Genomic DNA, 21,832 nt, shown 5'->3' with positions numbered 1-21,832 from the left:
ACATGGCTTTCATTTCCCTCAAGAACGTTTCGGTCAACTTCCCGATCTATGGCGCCGGCGCGAATTCGTTGAAGAAAACGCTGGCAGCGTCAGTGACTGGTGGCCGCTTTGGCAAGGAAACCGGCGTTAACGTGGTGCGCGCCCTGAGCCACATCGACCTCGAGCTGAAAAGCGGAGACCGACTGGGTCTTATCGGCCACAACGGCGCGGGAAAATCCACGCTGCTGCGAACGCTGGCAGGCGTTTATGAGCCGACTCATGGCGAGTTTGTGCGTGAGGGCACCGTGTCGAGCCTCATCGATCCATCGCTCGGCATCGAGGCCGATGCGACAGGCATTGAGAACATCATGCTCCGCGGCCTCGTGATGGGCATGAGCAAGAAGCAGATCGACGACCTCACGCCGTCCATCTGCGAGTTCAGCGGGCTGGGCGAATACGTCAACATGCCCGTACGGACCTACTCGACCGGCATGATGATGCGACTGGCGTTCTCGATTTCGACCAGCGTGGAGGCCGATATCCTTCTGATGGACGAATGGCTTTCCGTTGGCGATGCCGAGTTCACCGAGAAGGCGGAAAAGCGCATGAAGGATGTGGTCTCGAAATCCGGGATCCTTGTGCTTGCATCGCATTCACCCGCGTTGATTGCGAAAGAATGCAATCGAGTGATCCATATGGAGCACGGACGGATTGTGGCAAGTGAACGAACGGAACCGTCGATCCCTGCAGAGGTCAATGGCTAACTCCGACGGCCGAGAGGGGCAACCCCTTCGACGCGGGTCCGATCGGTTCCTGCGCCTCAGGGAAGTATCCCGGCAGGCGCTCGGAGTTGCCAGACTTCTTCTGACGTTGCAATGGGATCGTGCACGGACCGAACTCAAGAGGTACGTCGACGCACGCAAGGCGATCGCGCTGCTGAGCAATTCTCGCGCTTTCGACCCTGACTTCTATCGCGCGCGATACCCAGACGTCTCCGGATTCAGGGGCGGCCCCCTGCGCCACTACGTTTACGTGGGCGCATCGGAGAGTCGCAACCCGCATCCGCTTTTCGATGGCAGTTGGTACTTCGCGAGCAACCCGCGGCTGAAGGGGCTCCACGTCAATCCGCTCCTCCACTACCTGGAACACCGGGAGAACAGCCCAAACGCGTTCTTCGACGGGAGGTGGTATCTCGGTACTTACTCTGATGTCGATGCCAGCGGCGAGATTCCTATGCTGCACTATGCGGCGCTTGGCGCCTCCGAAGGGCGCGATCCATCAGCCCATTTTTCGACCTCCTGGTATTTGGAGCAGAACCCGGAGGTCGCGAAGAGCGGCATCAATCCACTCGCCCATTTCCTTGCGATCGGCATGGCGGAAGGGCGCAGCCCTTCGCGGCTGTTTCGGGCATCGCAGGGCGGGAAACTGGTCACGCGCACCGAAATTCTCTGCATTCGGCCACCAACTGGATCATCGGAAGCAGCGCTCCTTGTCTGTCGCTCGCAGGGCGGTGAACTCCCCTCGCAGGTTGCGCACTACCTCAACAGCCTGCGCAACAACGGCATCCGAGTCACCCTGATCGTTGCGACCGCCGAGACATTTGACCCCCCGCCAAGCCTGCTGTCCTGCGTCTCAGGACTTTTCGTCAGGCGCGACGAGGGCGATGCCTTCGCAGCTTGGTCGCACGTGCTGAAGCTGCGGCCGGACTTGTTTGATGCGGACGTGTTGTATCTGTTGAATGACAATCTCCTCGGTCCGCCCAACCAAAACGACCTCAACCTCCTCCTGACCGAGATACGCAGAAGCGCTGCCGACATCATCGGCCTGACCACTGACGAACTGCGCGCAAGCCTGCAGGGCGCATTCCTGGCTCTGAAGAGGAGCGCACTCGCGAGCGTCGCATTCCAGGGCTTCCTAGATCAGATCCCGATAGTCGATGACTCCGCCGAGGCGAGCAATCAGCTCGCTATTCGCCTCACGCAGCATATGCGCTCGGCAGGACTCGAGTGCAGCGCGATCTTCTCTCGCCAAAGCCCGTGCGATCCGACGATTCCGGAATGGCGGGAACTCGCCGAGCGTGGTTCCCCGTTCATCGAGGCCCCCCTCTCATCCACTCCGGGCGTGCCGGTCGAAGCGCTGCCCGCACGCGCTCGCGTCGCGCTCATTGCACCGTGGAACTATGACAATGGCCTGGGCGTCGCCAGCCGCTCATACATTTCTGCGCTTCGGCGCTCAGGCTTCTTGACCAATCTGCATCCCATCAAGCGTCCTTTCCACGTGCATCGGCAGATCGCGCCACCCATCGATATCTGCGACTTCAGCGGCGACGCCGACGTCGCTCTGGTACAGCTGAATCCCGATGGCTGGGATTCCTTGTTGACCCAGGCACAGCTGAATGTCATCCGCAAAGCGCGCCTTCGCATCGGCTTGTGGGTCTGGGAGACACCCACGGTTCCCGCAAGCTGGCTTGGCGTCATGAATGAAGTCGACGCGATCTGGGCTCCGAGTCAGTACTGCGCGGACGCGTTCGCAAAGGCAGTTGACGTACCAGTCCACGTGGTCCCGTACGTCGTCCCGGTGAAGCCCATTGTGGCGTCGGAGTTCTCGGCCGAAGGCTCGCGGCCCACAGACCGGACCATCCTCTACATCTTTGACGGCAGCAGCTATCTCGTAAGGAAGAATCCTTTCGCGCTCGTTCGTGCATTCGGCAGAACGGGCTTGCAAGCCAAGGGTTGGAAACTGGTACTGAAGACGAAGCACGTATCGGATTCGGAAAGCCAGGGCCGCCCGCTGATCGATCTGGTGAGTCGCACTCCCGGCGTCATCATGCTCGACAAGTCGCTCGACAGCGAGGCAATGCGCGCGTTGAGTGCCCAGGCGGACATTTACGCATCACCCCATTGCGCGGAAGGTTTCGGGCTAACCGTCGCAGAGGCGATGGCGCAGGGCAAGCTGGTCGTCGCGACAAACTATAGCGGCACGCGCGATTTCCTCGACGCGACGTGCGGTTATCCCGTCGCATATCAATTGAAGGCACTTGAGGACGACCATGGCGCATACGAGAGTGGCAATACGTGGGCAAGCGTAGATGAAGACGCGCTGGTCGACGTGTTGCACGCCGCTGCCGAACAGGTCGAGATCGGCGATGCAAAGATGGGCGAAGCCGCTCGCCGGCGCGTCCGCGAACGGCTGTCAAGCGCGGCAGTCGCACAGAGAATGGCGGACAGTCTGGCTACGCTGTTGCCAAGCGGCTTCTACCAAATACCAGTGGCAGGGAGCGCCCAACATGAACTCGCGGAATGAATGGGCGCAGCTGAAGCGCGACGGATTTCATCTGATCCTGACCGAGGCGGACGGCACGTTCCTGCCCGAGGAGACGGCCATCTTCGACGCTGGTGCGTCAAGCGGAGAATGGTTCATCGTTGCGCCGAAAGGTGCCCATATTCGTCCAGACATGCTCGATCTTCTCGCGAGGACAGGACAAGAACGACCGGACGTTGGAATCTTCTACGGTGACGATGTCGTCTGCAACGGCTCGGCACATGGCTTCGATCTGGCCCTGAAGCCGGATTGGGATCTCACCCTACTGCTCGCCGACGATTACATCGGTCTCCCACTTTTTATTCGAGCAAACGCAGCGAGACGCATCGGGGCAATCAATATCACCAGGACAACCGCAGCTTGCTTCGACGTTCTGCTACGCGCCCACGCGGCAGGCGTGGCCATTGCGCGGATCCCGGAGGTGCTCGCGAGTTTTCCCGGGACGCGCCCTCGCGCGCGGATCGAGGACCGCATGGCGGCCATCAGGGACAATGGGTCGAACTCGGCCTCGGAAGCCTTCGAAGTGCAGCGCGGCTTGACGAATCACAGCTTACGCATCGACAAGACTTTCGCCGAGATTCCCGACGTCACTTTGGTTGTGCCGACGCGCCAGTCCTCGGGCGGCGTCCCAACGGGAGGCCGCACTGATCCATTCATCATTGCGTTTCTCGATAGCGTCGCGACATCAAGCTTTCCGATGGACAAGCTCCACGTCCTGGTCGGCGATGATGTAGACGACGTATCGATATACGCCGACCGCAGATGGCCGTTCCATTTGCGGCGCATTCACACGCTGCGGGCAGTCGGCGAGCCCTTCAACTATGCAGCCAAGATGAACGCCCTGTGGCGCCACTCAGAGACCGAGCACGTCGTCCTCATGAACGATGACCTGACGATCTGTTCACCCGACTGGCTCCAGGCGCTTCTGAGCTTTTCCGTACAGTCGAACGTCGGAGGCGTTGGGGCGCGCCTCCTCTATCCGGACGGACGTATTCAGCATGCCGGAATGCCGGGTGGCGTATTTGGACTATGCACGCACGCCTGGATCGGCGAACCCGCGTCTGCGCCCACCTACCAGGATTGGGGCCTGGTGCACCGGGAATGGTCGATGGTGACAGGCGCGGTATTTGCAACGCGAAAGAGCTTGCTCGATGAGGTCGGCGGTTTCGATGAGGCCTTTCGGCTGGATTTCAACGATGTCGACCTCTGTCTCAAACTGCGCATGCTTGGATACAGGATTGTCTACACGCCCCATGCTCAGTTCATTCACCACGAGAAGGGATCGCGCGGCACCGCAACCTGGCCGGCGAGCGAGCTTGCACGTTTCCTGCAACGTTGGGGGGAGTTTCTTCGGTCGGATCCCTCGTATAACCCCCGGCTATCCAGAAATCACCACATCATCCAGCCAGCGCCATTGCAAGGCGAATGGTGGCAAAGCGCTGGTTGATCGCCCAGAATCGTGCACATCCCCCGGCAAACTCCGGCCGGCCCAATTTCCAGCTTGATCGAGAAAAGGATCCTCATGCGTAAACGTGCTGTTGTCACAGGAATCACCGGCCAGGACGGCGCGTACCTGGCAGAGTTGTTGCTCTCCAAGGACTACGTGGTCTACGGCACGTACCGTCGCACAAGTTCGGTCAATTTCTGGCGCATCGAAGAACTAGGAATTCACAATCATCCCAACCTGCATCTTGTCGAATACGACCTGACCGACCTTGGCAGCTCGCTCACGCTGATCAAGGACGCCGCGCCGGATGAGGTCTACAACCTCGCGGCACAAAGCTTCGTCGGTGTCAGCTTCACCCAGCCAGACGCGACGGCGCAGATCACCGCCATGGGCGCGCTGCATTTGCTGGAGGCAATCCGCTTAACCAACCGCAAGATCCGGTTCTATCAAGCGTCGACGTCCGAAATGTTTGGCAAGGTGCAGGCCATCCCCCAGGTCGAAGAGACCCCTTTTTATCCGCGCAGCCCTTATGGCGTTGCCAAGCTCTTCGCACATTGGATGACGATCAACTACCGCGAGAGCTACGACATCTTCGGGGCCAGCGGCATCTTGTTCAACCACGAAAGCCCCTTGCGCGGGCGCGAGTTCGTGACCAGAAAAATCACTGACGGAGTTGCAAAGATCAAGCTCGACAAACTCGACGTCCTGGAACTTGGCAATCTCGGCGCTAAGCGCGACTGGGGCTTTGCCAGGGAGTACGTGGAAGGCATGTGGATGATGCTGCAGGCGCCAGAGCCAGACACTTTCGTCCTTGCCACAAACCACTCGGAGACGGTCCGGAAATTTGTTGATATGGCATTCAAGGCGGCTGGCTACGAATTGCGCTTTGAAGGAGGCGAGCAAGATGAGGTCGGCATCGACGTCGCGACGGGGAGAACGCTTGTGAAGGTGAACCCGAAGTTCTATCGGCCGGCCGAAGTCGATATTCTGATCGGCAACCCGGCTCGTGCCACGCAGAAACTCGGCTGGGAGCCCAAGACCACCGTGGAGCAGCTATGCAAGATGATGGTGGAGGCCGACCTGCGACGTAACGCTGAAGGGCGCACGTTTTGAGATGACCGAAGATGACCCACTGCTGCGACCACCGAGAAAACAAGATGAATATTGACTGTCCCGTATGCATCGCCCCAAATTCGAGCGCTCCCTTTCGCGAAGTGGACGGCTATCCGTACTACAGCTGCGGCGTTTGCAGTTCAATATTCATCGAGCCTGAGGTCTTGCTGGCGATGGATCAAGGCTCATCACCACGTGAGTACGACGAGGACTATTGGCTCAGCGAACAAGAGGCGGCTCAACAGCGGGCACATACTGTCGGCTTGGTCCGATTCGGCGAGGCGATGCTTTATGCGCGACGAGAAGTCAGAAAGTTCTTGGATGTTGGGGCTGGACCAGGCCTGCTTCTCGACCAGTTCGCAAAGTGGTTCCCAGACCATGCGGAAATGTTCCACGCGGTGGAGATGTTCCCGCCCGATGAGCGCAGCAGTCATCCCAATTACACGATCGGCAATGTTTCGGATCTTCAGCAGAAGTTCGACGCGGGAGTCTGCATCGAGGTCGTTGAACACCTGACGCCACGGATGCTGGACCAACTCGTCGCCGGCCTTGCCACGGTGAGCGCAAAAGATTCGCTTTGGTTGTTCAACACAGGCATGCCTGAACTGGTAAAGCACGAAGATCCCGGCTATCTGGATCCGCGTCGGCGCGGCCACATCGTCTCGTATGGATTCGATGGATTGCGCAAGCTGTTCGAACCGCACGGTTTCCGCCTGTCGGAGTTGCCCGGGATGTCCTTTGCCTTTATCGCGGAATACTCACCCTCCGCTGAACCGATGCTCATGAACGAGCGCTTCTACAATCCAATTCCGGCAAACAAGCAACTCCTAGAGGCGGCTGGCATCCTTTATTCAGCCGCGTTCGAGTCCGCACGCTCGTATTTCTTTCAGGCCGAATCTCTCAATCGCGCGAAATGGGCTCAGAGCCTTCAGGCGGAGTTGGAGCTCAGTCGCGCGGATTGCGCGCAACGCCTTCAGGCAACGGGGAGAACCCGTCAGACAGAACCATCAATAGTTGAGGGATCAGGCTACTTTAAGCGCCTGAAAGCCTTGTTCCGATAGCGCATCGAGCATCAATTCAAAAAAATCGGCAAATGCAGTAGCGGCAGGATATTCAACAGACTGAATCTCAACGCGCCCAAATCCTATCTTCATTAAGTATGCCCAGGATCAGCGCCGAACTCGGAGTCTAGCGATCAGGTCGTCGGTCGCCGTCGCGGCGTGGCTGCGGAAACACTTGTGTAAGCCATTGCAAACGAAACAACCGAGGGACACCACGATACAGTGCGCCCCTGTCGTTCGCATTCTGCGATACCCTATAGATGGGCCCGTTTTTTACACGCACCCTATCCCCGCCAATCTGCCAAGCAGGAGAGCCCTCGACTAAGTTTTATGCGGGTACGCGTCTAGATAGACACCCCTTGTGGGCGGTTCGAAGCTGCGTATTCGACCGGTTGATCCATCACACTAACAAATACCGAAGGCACAAGAAATGAAGGAGTGTTGCCATCAATTCCGCACGCGCCCTTGCACCGATTACACGCGACTTCAGCCCACCGTCAACAGGCCTTCTCGCTCCGATAAAACTGGAACGCCCAGTCAGTCGAGCCGCAGTCACTAAACGGTCAGGAATGTGTCAGGACGCCCCCTATGCAGCACTCTCAGATGAAGATGATCCCAGGGCCCGAGGAACAAGAATTTGAATTCAAGATGAGGAACGGTAGAAATCCACTCAGCAAATGCTCTTCCTTCGCCGACTTCATAGTCGTGGGTCCAGTCGTCAAATACTAGGAGGGAGCCGTGAACCAATCGATTGGATAAATACTCCAGGCATTGTTTGGCTGGTTCGTAGATGTCGCAATCAATGCGAGCAAAGGCTATATCTCCCAAGGAGGTGGCTTCGATTGATTTCAGGGACTCGCTAAAAAATCCTTCTACCAACTTGATTCTGGGGCGCGATAACGCGTGTACGTTTGCGCGGACTTCCTCCACAGAAGCTGCATACATACCCTCCTTCCAGAATGAAATGTCGTGCGTGGGACTCGGTGCCGACAACCCTTTAAAACTGTCGAATCCATAAATTAGCCGATCAGATAGATTTTCAGCCTCTGTCATTTCATAGAGCCTGTTAATCCAAGCTCCTTGAAAAATTCCAAACTCTGCGAAAGCACCTGGAACAAACTGCGCCCTGAGGTCGCGGATCAGGTCTTGAATACATTGATATTCTACAGAAAGGAGGACTTCATAGCATTTTTGGAAATAATTACTATTATCGCCATAGACCGAGAACATCTTCATGCTTCTCACATCGCGCGAGAGTCGGTGACCAAAATATTGGGTACTCAGATCCTCATAGTTCATACTCATTTCATTCTCCATAATTTAGATAGCGCATCACTTCCGTCTGCGATGCAATCATTTCTGCTGACCGCCGAGGCCGCGCTGATACCCCATCGGACGCCGCCAATAGCCAGCGGGTCTCTATCGCAGCCTCCGATGCGGCAAGAACATCGGAATTCCGATCGTCGAAGGACGATTCGAGATCAATACCCAGATCCTTGGATGCACGAAGCAGCATCGCCGGAACTACACTCGCGCAAGGACTGACCACTTGCTGCATCACGGAGAACAATATAACCTCGATCGATCCTCCAATGCAAAAATTGATTCCTCTGAGCAGCAAGGCTGGTGAATACTTCCTCTAAATAAGGACCCTTGCCAATTTCGCGACCCGCATGAGTTCGAATGCTCTCGAAGAACTTGAAGTCGGGGCGTCAGTAGGGCGCGGCTTCCTCGAACATCGCGGAACAGGGATGCCTCCGCCCCTTCCTTCGAGGCCAAGCCGGAAGTGGCGGGCTCGGATGATCACTGGATCATTGCCTGGTCATTGCCCTCTGTTCCCATTGAAAACTCTCCGGGGGACGAAGCCCAACATTTTGCTGGATCGATGCGTTCCCGAATTTAAAAAACTCGGCGGCCGCGGTTCCTGGCTTGGCCGCGACGATTGCGAGAACGTCACCAAGATAACCAAACACAAGGCTCCAACAATCGACGATAGCCACATTCACGAAGCCGACGTGCCTCATCTCTTCCAGCATGTCCCACCCAAATGATTGAAAACAAAGGATCCTCTGCTCGGAGTTGATAGGGTCGCCGTTGTATTTGTGCGGCAAGATGCGCCGAACATCCCCATCCGGATTGATTTCCGCTCGGATCGTGGTGTCCAGTGAATCTGGATCGAAAAGTGCGGTAGCGATGAAGACTCCGCCGGGCCGCAGGCAGCGAAACACCTCCCTCAAAGCGTCTCGATAGTTCGGAATGTGCTCCAGCACGTCAAAACTCAGAACTGCATCTTGCGAGGCATCTTCAAAAGGCAACCGAGTCAGGTCCTCATTTTGGACACCACTCACCTCGCTCCCAAGGGCACATCGGTCTCCAGGAAATTCCGATCCTGTGAGCTTCGGTAAGCGGCTCCGGATTGCATGGAACAAACTAGTGGATTTCTCCATGATGTGGACGGTGGACTCGGGGCTGATCGCCGCGTTGTTGAAGATCAAATGAGTTGCAGCGCGCATTCGACTATTCAATCCGCACCCTGAACATACGAGGCTTTCACTCCAGTTGACGAGCGGTCTCCGGGTTGCAGTGCGCGCGCTGTCTGGTTGATGCGCACACGACATCCGGACAACACCACATAGACAGCACTGTGCGCGGATCAAGATCGATCCGCCCGCCGCTTGAATGTGCCGCTCGATCTCACTTTGAGCCGCAAAACGGGCCGCACGATCGACGCCAGAATTCCAAGCGTCGTGACTGGTCATGAAAAATGGGCTGAAATCCCCTGGTGTCACGTGTGGGACTGTTGCGAACAGGTTCTGGATAGCGAGTTGGCTCGCATCGAAGAAGCGCTGATAGGCAGTACGACTCACTGCGGCCAGCCGGTCAAGTTCCGCCGGTTCGTCAACCAATCGCAGCAACTCACGCGCCAGCGAATCCGGGTTGTCCAGACGATGCAAAGGTTCATCGGTCTCTATACCCTTGCTGCCCAGTTCCGTGGACAGCAACGGCATCCCGTAGGCCATCGCCTGCACTGTCTTAACATTGATTCCGGTTCCGATGGTGACTGGAGACACTACCAAATCTGCTTCACCATAGAACCCCTCGATATCCGATACGAATCCGAGCAATCGCACCCAGGGCCTTCTGAAGAACGCCGAGTCTTCCTCTGGCAGCATGGGCACCATGTCTCTAACCTGACCTGCGATAGCGACGATGAAGGGGCACTCCCGTCTCTCGAGGGCGGTGTCGATCGCATGAAGGAACTCCTGCACTATGGAGAGATTGATTCTGTTTGCACTAGCCACGATGGCAACCCTGCGGAGCGACCGGAAGCGGCGGTCCGCAAACCGCGGCGCTTCGAAATGCGGCACCACCAATGAAGAATTCGTGCCAGTTACTTGGTTGAAGTAGTTAGCCTCCTCTTCGCGTCGCGCAATCACCACGTCTGCGCGGCGCAGATAGGCTCCCTCCTCCTCCAGTGTGCAAGAGAAAAATTCGACAGGCAGACCGCGAGCGCGCAGCATGTCGTAGCGACCGCCCATCTTGTCGTGTGTGTCGATCACCCGGAGTACATGGGAGGGCACATACTCCAGCATCTTCGACTGGAACACGTAAGAGCAAAACACAACATCGATATCGTAGCGCGCACACAACGCCCGAATGTGTTCACCCAGACCGTCCTGATACCAACCGTCGTAAGAGATCGGTGAACCGTCCGCCCACAAGGGGCGGCTATTCGGGAGGATATCAAAGGTGTCCCACGCCTCAGCCATTGCTCGCTGGGCGTCCGTGTCAAAGATACCGCTTTGAAGCAGGGCAAAGTGAACCCTATGCCCGAGCATCTGAAAGCGTTTTCCAAATTGCTGAATCGTTGCCTGATTGCCATGGTTGCTCGGATGGGAAGGAAACGGGCTGAAGTACAGGATATTTCTCGACCCGGACGACTTGCGTCGCGCCAATGTCGAAGGCGGAATCGTTCGCTCGCCGCGCGCTGCCACCAAGTGCCAGTCGGAACCGGCCGGGAGATGGTCACGCGCCAAGATTTGCCCCCACTTTTCCATAAGCAAGCCTTTGTTCGGGCGTTCCAGTTTGATTGCGGGCGCGGCGGGCTCTCCGGCGTGGCCCTGGCGTTCGAAATGAACAACCTCTGAGGCGGGCTCATAGACCACCCTAAAGCCTCGAGTGCGTGCCTTCATGGCCAGGTCGGCGCTCCCACAGTGGGTGTCGCCGTATCGCTCGTCGAATCCGCCGACCTCCCGCCAGAAGAGGCCACGTATCAATACGCAAGCGCCAGACAAAAAGTCTGTTTCACGCTCGAAATTGAATACCGGCTCATCTCTCTCAACCGGGGACGGGACGCTCCCGTTGAAAAGCCAGCGTCCAATAGTGACACCATCGCCAGTCGACAGCAGCCCACCACCCGCCTCCTGAATTCGTCCGCTCGGATACAAAAGCTTGGATCCGACGATAGCGATCGAAGGGTCCAAATTCATCGTTCGGTATAGCGCCTCGAGCCAGCCCGGTAGCACGATGGTCTCATTACTCAGCAGCAAAATATGCTGACCACGCGCATGCTGCGTGGCGTGATTGCAGTTGGACAGGAATCCGACACCAGATGACGATCGTATTACGCGCAGACCGGGAACCAGTTCTCGTGCGCGCATCGTATCGTCAGTCGAGCCTTCGTCAGCAAGAATCACCTCATATGACAGGCCACGCCCTGAACTCGCCTGAACGATAGACGTGAGGCAAGCTCGCGTGCGCGACCACTTGTTGAAGACCGGAACAATTATCGTGACCTCGACAGGAGTCTCGGGTGCGAGACTTGGAATCGACGTGGAACGCGAGTTCTCGCAGAATGCTTGAAATAATGGAATCGGCAGCGCACGGGCCTCGTTGAGAACCTTGAGCAATGAACCTCGATTCGCCGCATCGCTGAAACGAGCTCGCACCAGTTCCTGCCCTTTGCGAGACAGGCGACTCCAGAGCACCTCGTCCTCGTACAGCAGGATGACGGCTTCCGCGAAGCGTTGCGCCTGGTTTTCGATCAACGAATGCACGTTGTTCTCGATATCCATGCCTTCAGCGGCGATCTCGGTGCAAACGCATGGAATGCCAGCCCCCATGCTCATGGCCAGCTTGCCTTTGATCCCGGCACCATAAAACAGTGGAGCAACGCCGACCCTGTGCGATTCAAGAACCGGCTGCAGGTCCTCTACGAAGCCTACGACTTCAACGCCTGGGATCTGGCCCAACGCAACCACGGTGTCGGGCGCATCCGCGCCAACAATTCGAAACATAACTTCAGGCAGAGCCGCCCGAATGAGCGGCCATACCTCATTCACGAACCAATGGACTGCACTGATGTTCGGTGCATGGCCAAATCCGCCAAGGAAAAATATGTTGCGCCGTTCGGCAAATCCACGCGGTTCGTCCACGATCGGCGCATACAAAGCGGAAAAAACCGAAACAGGTTTGGCTTGCGAAAGTTCCCTGCGCAAGACAGGGAGTTCCGCGGGCCTGACAATAGCAACGTGGTCCGATTGACGCATCATCGCGAGTTCGTGCCGGAGCGTTTCTTCAGCGCGAGCGACCATGGCCGGATCTGTGAATATCTGCGCCTCGCGCGTGCCGCGAAGAAAGTGCAAATCCGACGCATGAAAGATCACTCGCGCACTTGGCGCCTTGCTTCGCATCCAGACTAGAGTGTTCTCCGCGACGTCAATCCGCACGATGTAGAAAACTCCGAAGCGAGCAGCATGGCGCTCGACATACTGCGCCATGCTCTCGAAACCGCATGCGCTAGTGATGACCTCGACGCCGTAACCGCGCAGTTCAGTTTCGTATTTAGGCGAAGGCGCCATATCGGTCGGAGCGAAAACTACTTCGTAGCCCAGTGCAACCAGATCGCGCAGTATGCCGACAGTTGCGAGTTCGCCCGAGGACGTATCACCGCGCGGAACACGGTAATCCAACACGAGCACGCGGCGTGCGATGGCGGCCTGATCTTGTGCACCTCCTATTTCCATGTCGCCTCCCGTGAACTCCGCTGCGAAGGGCGAAGCCGGCGAATCGGCCCGAGGAACTGTTTCGTAGATGCGGGTAAGAACTCCTCCTAGTCCCTCGGTCCGCATGATGCGCAACGCATTGCGAACTGCACGAGACACACTGCCCGCGAGAAAGACTCTTCGTCCCAACGAATAGCTCAGGAACGTCAACCGCCGGAACCAACGCGACCTTCTTAGGAGTTGTTCCCGAATCTCGCTCTCAGCGCCGAGGACTGTCGCAGCGAAATTTGGAACTCGCCGCCACGTACTGAACACCTTCCGGAAGCCACCGCAATAGACCGTGGCCGGAAGGAACAGCAACAATGCGAGTGCGCTTCGAAAAAGGATGCCAGACGCAGCCAATGCCTTGAACGGTTTTTTGATCGCGGCACCAATTGCGCGATAAGGCCGAGTAAGTCGCCATGAGCGCGAGCGCCGCATCTCATAGATAACGCCGTGCGCATCAGCTGCGTCTTGGCGAGCCAACTGCTCTTGCCGCCGTAGCTCGTCGATAGCGCCCAGTGCATCAGCTGCCCGTCGGCAAGCCAAGTGCTCTTGCCGCCGCAACTCAGCGATGATGCCCTGTGCGCTTACCGCTTCCTGGCGAGTCAAACCCACCTGGTGCTCAAGCGCCTCGACCGATTTGCCCCTATTTAAAACGGTCTGTTCGAGTTCCCGAATACGCGTATCGCGATCTAATACTACCTGCGCGAATCGATTGGCACGGCTTGCGGCTTGCGAGACCTCCTGCAGGAGTGCGCCAATGCGGGCATCGCGCTCCCGAAGCAAACTGGCGGTCTCTTTCATACGTTCGCGTACTTCATCCTCCCGACGCCACGAGGCATCAACCAATCCCAGCGATTCGCTGGCGATGGCATCGAAATGGGAAGAGCGTTGCATAAAGAGCGAGATCTTCGCGTCCAATTCGGCGCGCATGATGTTGAGGTCGTGCACCTGCGCCGATTCTCGCCTGACAATCTTGAGAAGAGCATCTGGACGCAATAGATAGGGTGCCACAGCCAGAGCACCCCACATGGAGGGAAGCCGAATTCTGGGCAGTATGTTTCCTTCGTAGTGCTCGACGCCGTCCGTCACGGTAGTCACAAAGACGGTTGAGATGCCCACCGATTCTGCAAAGTCTTGCCATTTCAGCGGAACATCAAGGAATCCAGGATCCCAAAAAGCAAATGGGCGCGCGTAGGCCGCTGCAACGATCGCAGCATGAAGCGAGGAAGAAAGCACAAAGCTCGCAGAGCACAGGGCGTTGATGAATGCTTCTATAGCCTCATTGGAGCCTTCGATGTTGGGACGCAGCACCAAATCCGCGCGGCTAATTTCCAGCAGTTCATGGTCTGAGCGTCGGTCATTGAAATGAGGGACGCAGATAGATTTTCCGCTGAACTTTTCGCGACCGACCGGCCCGTAGAGCGCGGGCAACAAAAGCGCGGGATCTCCTAGCGGAATTTCCGCGCCTAGTCGCAATTCACTGGCAGATACTGGCCCTCGAACTGACAGGATTTCCACTAGCTTTTGATTTTCGGGGCTGAGCCCACCACGCTCGCGGATGCCACCACCCCAAGCCACCAAATTGGTTCTGAGGCGCCTGACTTGGTTGGACTCCGCTTGCTTCGCGGCACCATCAATATGCCAGTTATGCAGGAAACTACCAATCAATCGGATCTGTGAAGCGTCGCGGGCGGTACGAAGGAATAAATGATCGACGAGATACTCCGTCAAGTAGTCGCCGAAATTCTGATCCTTCTCCCCCTTGAGCCAGTACGCGAGTTCGTTCACTACCAAACCTTCCATCTAGAAAGTACGCATGGCGCTGACCGTTTTAGGAACTTGCTCAGACGAAGAGCTAGCCTTAAGAGCAGCCCAACAGCTATTGGTGAGATTGCCTACAAGCCGTGCCACATTTCTGACACGCCTTGCTCAAACCGAATGCCGCACGTCGAGGTCGAGCGATGAGACGCGGTCAAAGACTCGGCCGTCTGCTAGGTGAATCTCGCGCTTCGGCGAGATACGCCGGCGGTTGTAGCGCTGCTCCCACCAGCCATCGGCGTAGGGGGAAAACGTTGGCGCGGAGGTGCGCCTGAAGACCGCAGTGAAGTAAATGATTTCTACCAAATCGAACATCTCGTCTTCGGCCAAGAAATCAGCCATGCGTCCGATGCTCGGAATTGCCACATCGTCGACGATCAAATAGCCACCCGGTTTGATGTGTGGATAGAAGAAGAAGTATTCAAGATCGGGGAAAGGGTAGCCGTGCGGTCCGTCGAGCAGTACTACGTCATAGGCCGGATGCTGGTGGTAGTCTGGTAAAGTCTTCTGTGTCGCGCCAAAGATCGCCTCAACGCGGTCGAGCTTTGTCAGAGGGCACTCGCGAAAATAGCGAACAGACGAGTGTTCAAGATTTTGATCGTCGAAAGCAAACACCTTATGCCGCTTGGAGATGTTCGAGAATAAGATGGTGGATTTGCCGCAGCCAGTCTCTGCCGAGTTCTCGATCGACGCAGGCAAAATCTGCTCCAAGCGTCTCAGTACCGCCGTAACGAATGCTCCTGCCGCATGACCAGCCTCGGCATTTGGTAGTGCGCTGTACGCGTCCATGATCGGCGACGGGCCGACAGACGCCCGATTGTCGCGGTGACGAGATGCCGCCAACGCAAGAGCGCCAGATGACTCTTCCATTGCCATTCGGGCCTCCTTCAGCGCGTGCTCTGCCTCTTCTTTACGGGCCGCCAGGTTCGCCACTGTCTGTGTTTTGTGAATCGAATAGCCGAAGGCCAACAGAGATTTTTGGATCGCTCGCTTCAACATTGGAATATTCGTTCCGTTTAACGCGGAGGGCCTACGACTCCCATTCTTCAACGCCTTCTGCTCCTGCCGCAGGAGCATGCTACATCACGCACGTCAGTGCGTCTCGATCCGGCCGTCTGACTGCGCAGCTTTGCTGCGGCGCCGAGCCGCATGGGTTGACCTGCCCGCACGAGAGCTTCAAAATCGATGCATTGAAAGACCTTAGCGCATGCCTGCTCTCTACTCCTGTGGACCTTGCTGGCCGTGCGCTTGGCTTTCAAATGCAAAGCTTCCCGTCGCTGAATTGTCCCAGGCCTCGCCTGCACGGCTCGAGCTGCACGTGATGCCTGCTCCTTCGCGCTCAAGAACAAAAGGCAGAGGGTGCGTGCTTGTGCTCCCATATCTTCGACGCGGCCCAAGGCTTGGTCGATGTGATCGGTCGAGCGGAGCACCAGTTTCGACCAGAGGCGGTGGTCGCACCGCTCGCGAGCTATTCGCGCGCCATCGACCAGCTCACCTACTCGCGCGGTGTACCCCGATGCGCAGGAAGGTGACCGAGGCTGAGAGTCATCGTTTGTGCTGCCCCTTCTCTTTTGCTGAATGACGAGTTGGATCTGGGGCATCGTCACCAGCACACGGCATGAATTGCGCAAATGAAAAGCAAAATCCAAAAACTGTTGGCCGTGCTGGGCTATAAAAGAAAGTCCGCAAAGCAGACGGCGGATGCGTTTTTGCGATTGAACCCCGAGTTCCCGGAACGTATCGACGAACAATACGCCGGCGCTGCTACGCCCATGGAGGAAGTGGACGCGAGCAGCTTTGCCCTTGGCACCGATGAATATTCCATCGGCATCCAACCTGGGAGCCCCATGGTCGGAAACTTCTATGACCTCGAATTGTCCGCGCGTCAGAAACTGGTTGCGGAGGCCGTCGCAACGCAGGAGACCTTAGTCTTCCGCTGGGAGCACTTGGCGGCAGAACGAACTGATTCGTGGTCGCTGCGCGCGAAGCGCGCAGCACAACTTATTGGTTCACAAGCTTCAGTGGTGGATTTGGGGTGCGGGATGATGACGCTCGAGGGCTTTCTAAATCCAACAGCCCTTTACATCCCGGTTGATGTAGTTCGCCGCGATGAACGCACACTACTCGTCGATCTCAATAAGGAAGATCTTCCCGACTTCGCTGCCGACTGCCTCGTGGGACTCGGGCTGCTCGAGTATATCTTCGACGTGCCAAAACTCCTCAAGCGCATATCGACCCGTTACGACACTGTGCTCTTGTCATACAGTTCCGTCGACAATTGTCCCAATCGGGACGAGCGCGCAGGCCACGCTTGGCTAAATCACTTCAGCATCGCCGAGATGGAATCCATGTTTCTCGCTAATGGTTTTCGCATCCACGAGTGTGTCCAACACGACGCCTTGCAAACCATGTGGAAGTTGGTCAGCGCTAAGCGAATCGCTGCACTCCGGTCGGGCGAGTTGCCAAGAGTCAAAGAAACTAACGGGGTCGCGTAGGCATCGCGACAAGTACGCGCACATCGCAGGCAATCTTCGGGCTCGCCCGCTCATCGTCGGCTAAACCGTAGTCGTCGCACAAACATCACTGCTTGGATCAACCTTGAAAAACGGTGGGCGGCGGTGTGGAAAGGTAGGTAGTATGCGGTCAATGAACCGCGCCCTTCCTGCCCGGACGCTGAACTAAGACCCTACGTCTCCATGTAGGTGAACATGGGGACGTGATGTCAGAGTGGATTTCGGAGTTGGCCAAGCGGCTGGTTACTGGTCGCAAGCGTGATGGCGCAACAACGCATTCAGATCGAGGTGTCCTTCAACTCAAGTGGCTTCAATATGCCGGAAACGCAGTGACTCCAATATGGCGGAAATCCACTGGCTCCATTACGCCGAAAACGAACTGGCTCCTATGTGCCGAAAGATGACAGAAGGCGCAGGTGCGCTTGTGTTCGCGATTCGCGCAACTGTCGGGCCGAGGCGTTCAGGCCAACAAGGTCTGCGTGGCGGTGGCGCGGGAGGTGGGGGCGTTCGTCTGGGCGATCGCCCAGCCCTGCGGCACGATAGTTTCCGCCAGTGGCACGAGGTGATGCGGCACGATCACGATAGGAAGTACCCTCACCTACACTATCCACAGAACTACGCACGGTCGCAGGTCTTCGCCGCGCACGATTCGTGGCAGGCTCGCTCATGGCCTAAGCGGTGGAAGTCGCCCGTGCAACGCGCGCATCGGCTGAGTTGACACGTCGTAGCCAAGCCACGAGAGTAGAAGCTGGAATCCAACAATGATGGGGAGTGCAGAGGCCATTACTGTGCCGGCGGATGCCGTGGCGCCGCTCATGCGATTCAACAGGAGATGCTCCGCACCATAAGCGATACCAAAAATCAGCAGTGGGATCGCTGCAACGAGTTCCAATGACGCGAGTGAAAAATCCGAGATGAAGTAGCGGTAAAAAATGCGCTTGAAGAAATTTCGCGTATTGCCTTTCAGGAAAGGCAGGACCACCCTCAACGGACTTAGGCTTGACGGTTCACCGTCATAGACCGCATGCATCGGCATTTCATCAACAACCGCCCTGAGAAGGTTCAGCCTGAAGAGCATGTCGGACTCAAAAAAGTAGCGGCGCGCAATTTTGCTAGTTTCCAACTCGGCAAGAACGCGCGTGTGTATGGCGGTATACCCATTGGTCGGATCGAACAGTTGCCAATACCCGCTTGACGCCTTGGTCATGAACGAAAGACCCACATTTCCCATCAATCGAAGCAGTGGCATATCGCCTACGCGGCCTGCGGGGTGAAATCTATTGCCCTTAACATAATCAGCCTGTCCCGACAGAATCGACTGGCAAAGCTGGGGGATCAACTCTGGAGCCATCTGGCCATCGCCGTCGATCTTCACGGCGACTAAGGCTGAGGTTTTCATGGCCGCGTCGTAGCCTGTAATCACGGCGCCACCCACTCCTTGGTTCTTGCTGTGAAACAGCACCGTGACTCGGGGATCCGAACACCTCGTCAATACCATTTGTCCAGTTTGGATGGGACAGCTGTCATCGACTACAAAGATCCAACCTACTTCTGGGCCTATGCGGCGGATCACGTCTAAAACGAGTTCACCGGATTTGTAGCAGGGGATGACAACCGCGATCGTGTGCGCCGTCGATTCCTGTGGTTGATTCATCGGTAAACCCAGGCCTTTGAAATAAAAAATGAGACAAAAGCCAACGCAAACTCAACACTGAGCTTGATCGCGAGCAAGCGCATATCTGTCGTTACCCGACTCGCCATCGTCATGAACTCGGAACTGACAAAAGTCAGAATCGACCAGAGAATCAATAGTCTAAAAAAACTCTTCTTGTTGACCGCAGACGAATTCTTGGACCGCCGGAACGTGAATGTTCCGTTCAGCAGGAATCCGAGAAAAAGCGCCAGGAGTCTAGATGTCGAATTCGCGATCCATGGTGGCGTCGAAATTTTCATTAAAAGATAAAATATCAGTGCATCAGTCATCAGCTGGGTCACGCCGATGAATCCAAAAAGAATAATTTGCCTCACGGTGCTAACGGGGTCGAAGTCGTCTACCAAAGTCACGCGAGTCGTACAGCGTGTCGCTACCGGTTGCAATCGGGTCCGCGCCGCACAGGCAATAGAGCGTGTGTTCGGGACCTGCCATGATCACGGACGCCCTTCCGAGTAGTGCCGCTGCGAGGGCGGGCCGATCAGGTACACCCGTCTTCGCTAGCACATAACGAATGCCTTTGCGTTCGAGCATTTCAATCCAACGCTCCCCCGTCAAGTCCGCATCGGCAACGGCCCCAGACTCCTGAAAGTCAGGGTCGTACCAGCTTTCCGCGAAGGCATGACCTGCGAATGGCGCTGTGAATGGTCGGCTCCGGTCTGCGAGCAACACCGATTCTGGCTCGGAAGGGGCATGCAGCACAGACGCTGCAACAACGGATTCAAAGGCATAGGTTTTAAGAATTTCCTGATTGACGCCTCTCCTATTAATGAGTGAACTCAACTGCATTTGCAGTAGATCGTTCTTTAGTACCCATGTTGAGGTCGGAATTAACAGTAAATTGACAACGATTAAGCAAGTCACTGCAACCGTCGCAATCTTTGCGGCAAGAAGCCTGGTCATTGAAAAAAGCGCCAGAGGAATGGTCACCACAAGAAGAGGCGCGATGTATCGAAGGTACTGAATCGCACCGAACATTCCAATCAGGGCAATCAATAGCCAAATTGTGGTGCGCCGCAAGGCGGGAACCAACAGTGTTGCGAGCAGAAATGGGCTCAGTGCCAGTGCCGAGATGCCGGCTCCGCCAACGTATATTTCCTGGTACTTGCCGGTATCAAAGGTCAGGTCCCACAGGCTGCGCCAGCTTAAGCCCTGTGACCAGCGGGGGTCATGAAAATTGATGCTCTCAAAGAAGGGAGACTTGAAGTAGCCATTGAACAGCGGAAACACTGGATTTCCGGTGATATACCAAGCGTAGACATAACTAGAGCTGCTGAATATCAACGCAACAACACCGGCCGCCACCAGTTTGCGCGATTCGGTCTTGAAGAAGACCGGGGCGCAAAGGAGAGCAAGGGGCACAATCACCAATACTTGCGAAGATTTCAGCGAGGCAAAAAGGCCTGCCAGAATTACAATTGCATATGGAGCGTTCGAATCCTTGTCTCTAAATATTTTAACGGAAAGTCCAGCGAGCACTATAGTAAGGGGTACCAGTGCATTTTCGACCTGAGCCGTTCCCAGAAGACCGCTGATGTACGGCTGACTCCCATACAACGCAATTCCGAGCCATTTCCAACGGTCACCGAGTTCGATGAGCGTACCAAATCGCCAGAGTGCGCAGCAGGCCAGAGCGAACCAACCGATGTTCACTGCGCCTCGCGATTCGGCGCCGGCCAGTACACTCACAACGGCATGGACAATGTCGGAGCTCCAGGGCGCAATGGCCCAGACTTGTGTAGCGACATCGAACCGGTAATGGCCCAATTGGACCAATTGGGCCGGCAGCATCAGATGATAGGCTAATTCGTCGTATTGAATGCTTGGTAGCCACGCAGTGGTTAGCGAGACGATAGCAACGATGAGTGCGAGACTCGCACTGGTTTTCGATCTTGAGACTGCGTCCGTCCAGCCTCGTAAAGCGGACGCAAGAATCTCGAAGACTGCGCGACGCTCGAGCAAGAGGAGTGTCGTCACTGCGACCGTATAGACAGGGCGAGTGTGAATTTCATAAGGCAGTAGCCAGCCGATAACACCCGTTAGTATAAAAACGCCGATAAACCCCGATACCAACGCGTCATCGATCCCGAAGCGCCTAGCAATTCGACGGCCAATCACCGCACAGACTAGACCGACGGCTGCAACTGCGATGACCGCAGGAAGGCCGACAAAATTAACTGACAGCATCACTAGAGCGAATAGAAGCAACCCGGTCGGATTTATCCGGAATAATCCAACTATGGCCGCGATGGCGCCGAGCACGGCGGCCAGCGCCGCGTGATATCTGGCATCCCACAGCATCTGCGCCAATTTGGCGTCCGAGCTCGCAACGCCAGCAACTAGACAAATCCCGATGGCTAGGCACACTAGCGATGACCGCTTCACAGAGGATGCGCTCAACACTTCTTGCATTTGGATTCCTGCGCTCATGTCGATCGAATATCCTGCGAGCGCCCGCCTGAGCAGCTTTCTGCGAAATGGTAAGGACGATGAAGACCCGGAGGAGCGTCACCCCGAATTTTGGGCATTATTTCATTGCCCTGAACGCCCCTCAAGTGCCCAGTTGGATCTTGGAAGTCTGCATTAAGACGAGACCACCGCACTCCAATCGTGTGTTCCAGTCGATGGCGCTCTGATCTCCAGAACGGACCCGCCAGTGATTCTGCGATCATTCGCAGCATTGCCATATTACCTCTCAAAATCTAATTGATAACCGCAAAGCCGGGGTGGACGATCAGTCCGAGCCGTCACGCAGGTGCTGCTACGCATCACAGAAAACGCCTCAACGCATGAAGTGCGGGGCGGACTGCGGTTAGACG

General features: G+C 56.5%; 13 protein-coding genes and 2 pseudogenes. 7 read left to right on the top strand and 8 right to left on the bottom strand.

The features are described from left to right. The first annotated feature begins 2 nt into the window (after positions 1 to 2). From AC1DN9_RS04300 to AC1DN9_RS04280, 5 genes are all read left to right on the top strand, one after another. Complete coding sequence (locus AC1DN9_RS04300; protein ID WP_478097619.1) at positions 3 to 743, top strand: ABC transporter ATP-binding protein; 741 nt, start codon at positions 3 to 5, stop codon at positions 741 to 743. Continuing rightward, positions 736 to 3,282, top strand: coding sequence for a glycosyltransferase (locus tag AC1DN9_RS04295; RefSeq protein ID WP_478097617.1), 2,547 nt, complete (start codon positions 736 to 738; stop codon positions 3,280 to 3,282). Before AC1DN9_RS04300 ends, AC1DN9_RS04295 begins: the two co-directional genes overlap by 8 nt. Then, positions 3,266 to 4,747 carry a glycosyltransferase family 2 protein gene (locus AC1DN9_RS04290; RefSeq protein ID WP_478097615.1) on the top strand — a complete coding sequence of 494 codons (1,482 nt, stop codon included), beginning with the start codon at positions 3,266 to 3,268 and terminating at the stop codon, positions 4,745 to 4,747. Before AC1DN9_RS04295 ends, AC1DN9_RS04290 begins: the two co-directional genes overlap by 17 nt. A 75-nt stretch (positions 4,748 to 4,822) precedes the next feature. After that, complete coding sequence (gene gmd, locus AC1DN9_RS04285; RefSeq protein WP_478097614.1) at positions 4,823 to 5,860, top strand: GDP-mannose 4,6-dehydratase; 1,038 nt, start codon at positions 4,823 to 4,825, stop codon at positions 5,858 to 5,860. A 44-nt stretch (positions 5,861 to 5,904) separates the two neighbouring features. After that, positions 5,905 to 6,921 (top strand): class I SAM-dependent methyltransferase, encoded by a 1,017-nt coding sequence (locus AC1DN9_RS04280; RefSeq protein ID WP_478097612.1) that lies wholly within the window; start codon positions 5,905 to 5,907, stop codon positions 6,919 to 6,921. Between the two features lie 555 nt (positions 6,922 to 7,476). Here AC1DN9_RS04280 and AC1DN9_RS04275 read toward each other — a convergent pair. From AC1DN9_RS04275 to AC1DN9_RS04255, 5 genes and pseudogenes are all read right to left on the bottom strand, one after another. Next, positions 7,477 to 8,226 carry a TylF/MycF/NovP-related O-methyltransferase gene (locus AC1DN9_RS04275; protein ID WP_478097611.1) on the bottom strand — a complete coding sequence of 250 codons (750 nt, stop codon included), beginning with the start codon at positions 8,224 to 8,226 and terminating at the stop codon, positions 7,477 to 7,479. A gap of 1 nt (position 8,227) precedes the next feature. Next, positions 8,228 to 8,479, bottom strand: a complete 252-nt coding sequence (locus tag AC1DN9_RS04270; RefSeq protein WP_478097609.1) for a hypothetical protein — start codon at positions 8,477 to 8,479, stop codon at positions 8,228 to 8,230. A 253-nt stretch (positions 8,480 to 8,732) separates the two neighbouring features. Then, the gene (locus AC1DN9_RS04265; RefSeq protein WP_478097607.1) at positions 8,733 to 14,759 is read right to left on the bottom strand and encodes a glycosyltransferase; all 6,027 of its coding nucleotides are present in this window, start codon (positions 14,757 to 14,759) and stop codon (positions 8,733 to 8,735) included. A gap of 141 nt (positions 14,760 to 14,900) precedes the next feature. After that, on the bottom strand, positions 14,901 to 15,788 hold the full coding sequence (locus AC1DN9_RS04260) for a class I SAM-dependent methyltransferase (protein ID WP_478097605.1): 888 nt from the start codon (positions 15,786 to 15,788) through the stop codon (positions 14,901 to 14,903). Positions 15,789 to 15,970: 182 nt separating this feature from the next. Continuing rightward, positions 15,971 to 16,115: pseudogene (locus AC1DN9_RS04255) on the bottom strand (IS3 family transposase); the annotation flags it as partial. A 305-nt stretch (positions 16,116 to 16,420) separates the two neighbouring features. Between AC1DN9_RS04255 and AC1DN9_RS04250 the strand changes: the two are divergent. Then, the gene (locus tag AC1DN9_RS04250) at positions 16,421 to 17,284 is read left to right on the top strand and encodes a class I SAM-dependent methyltransferase (protein WP_478097603.1); all 864 of its coding nucleotides are present in this window, start codon (positions 16,421 to 16,423) and stop codon (positions 17,282 to 17,284) included. Between the two features lie 425 nt (positions 17,285 to 17,709). After that, positions 17,710 to 17,868, top strand: a pseudogene (locus AC1DN9_RS04245) (IS110 family transposase); the annotation flags it as partial. A 98-nt stretch (positions 17,869 to 17,966) separates the two neighbouring features. On the opposite strand, the gene AC1DN9_RS04240 reads toward AC1DN9_RS04245, so the two are convergent. Genes AC1DN9_RS04240 through AC1DN9_RS04230 form a run of 3 tightly spaced genes read right to left on the bottom strand, consistent with a single transcriptional unit; the run spans position 17,967 to position 21,425 of the window. Then, complete coding sequence (locus AC1DN9_RS04240; protein ID WP_478097601.1) at positions 17,967 to 18,956, bottom strand: glycosyltransferase family 2 protein; 990 nt, start codon at positions 18,954 to 18,956, stop codon at positions 17,967 to 17,969. Continuing rightward, on the bottom strand, positions 18,953 to 19,330 hold the full coding sequence (locus AC1DN9_RS04235; RefSeq protein ID WP_478098127.1) for a GtrA family protein: 378 nt from the start codon (positions 19,328 to 19,330) through the stop codon (positions 18,953 to 18,955). Before AC1DN9_RS04235 ends, AC1DN9_RS04240 begins: the two co-directional genes overlap by 4 nt. A 4-nt stretch (positions 19,331 to 19,334) precedes the next feature. Then, positions 19,335 to 21,425 (bottom strand): hypothetical protein, encoded by a 2,091-nt coding sequence (locus AC1DN9_RS04230; RefSeq protein ID WP_478097599.1) that lies wholly within the window; start codon positions 21,423 to 21,425, stop codon positions 19,335 to 19,337. Between the last annotated feature and the right edge of the window lie 407 nt (positions 21,426 to 21,832).

The organism is Variovorax sp. 05L425 (assembly GCF_056397705.1).
This window is presented reverse-complemented; position numbering and strand designations above follow the sequence as displayed.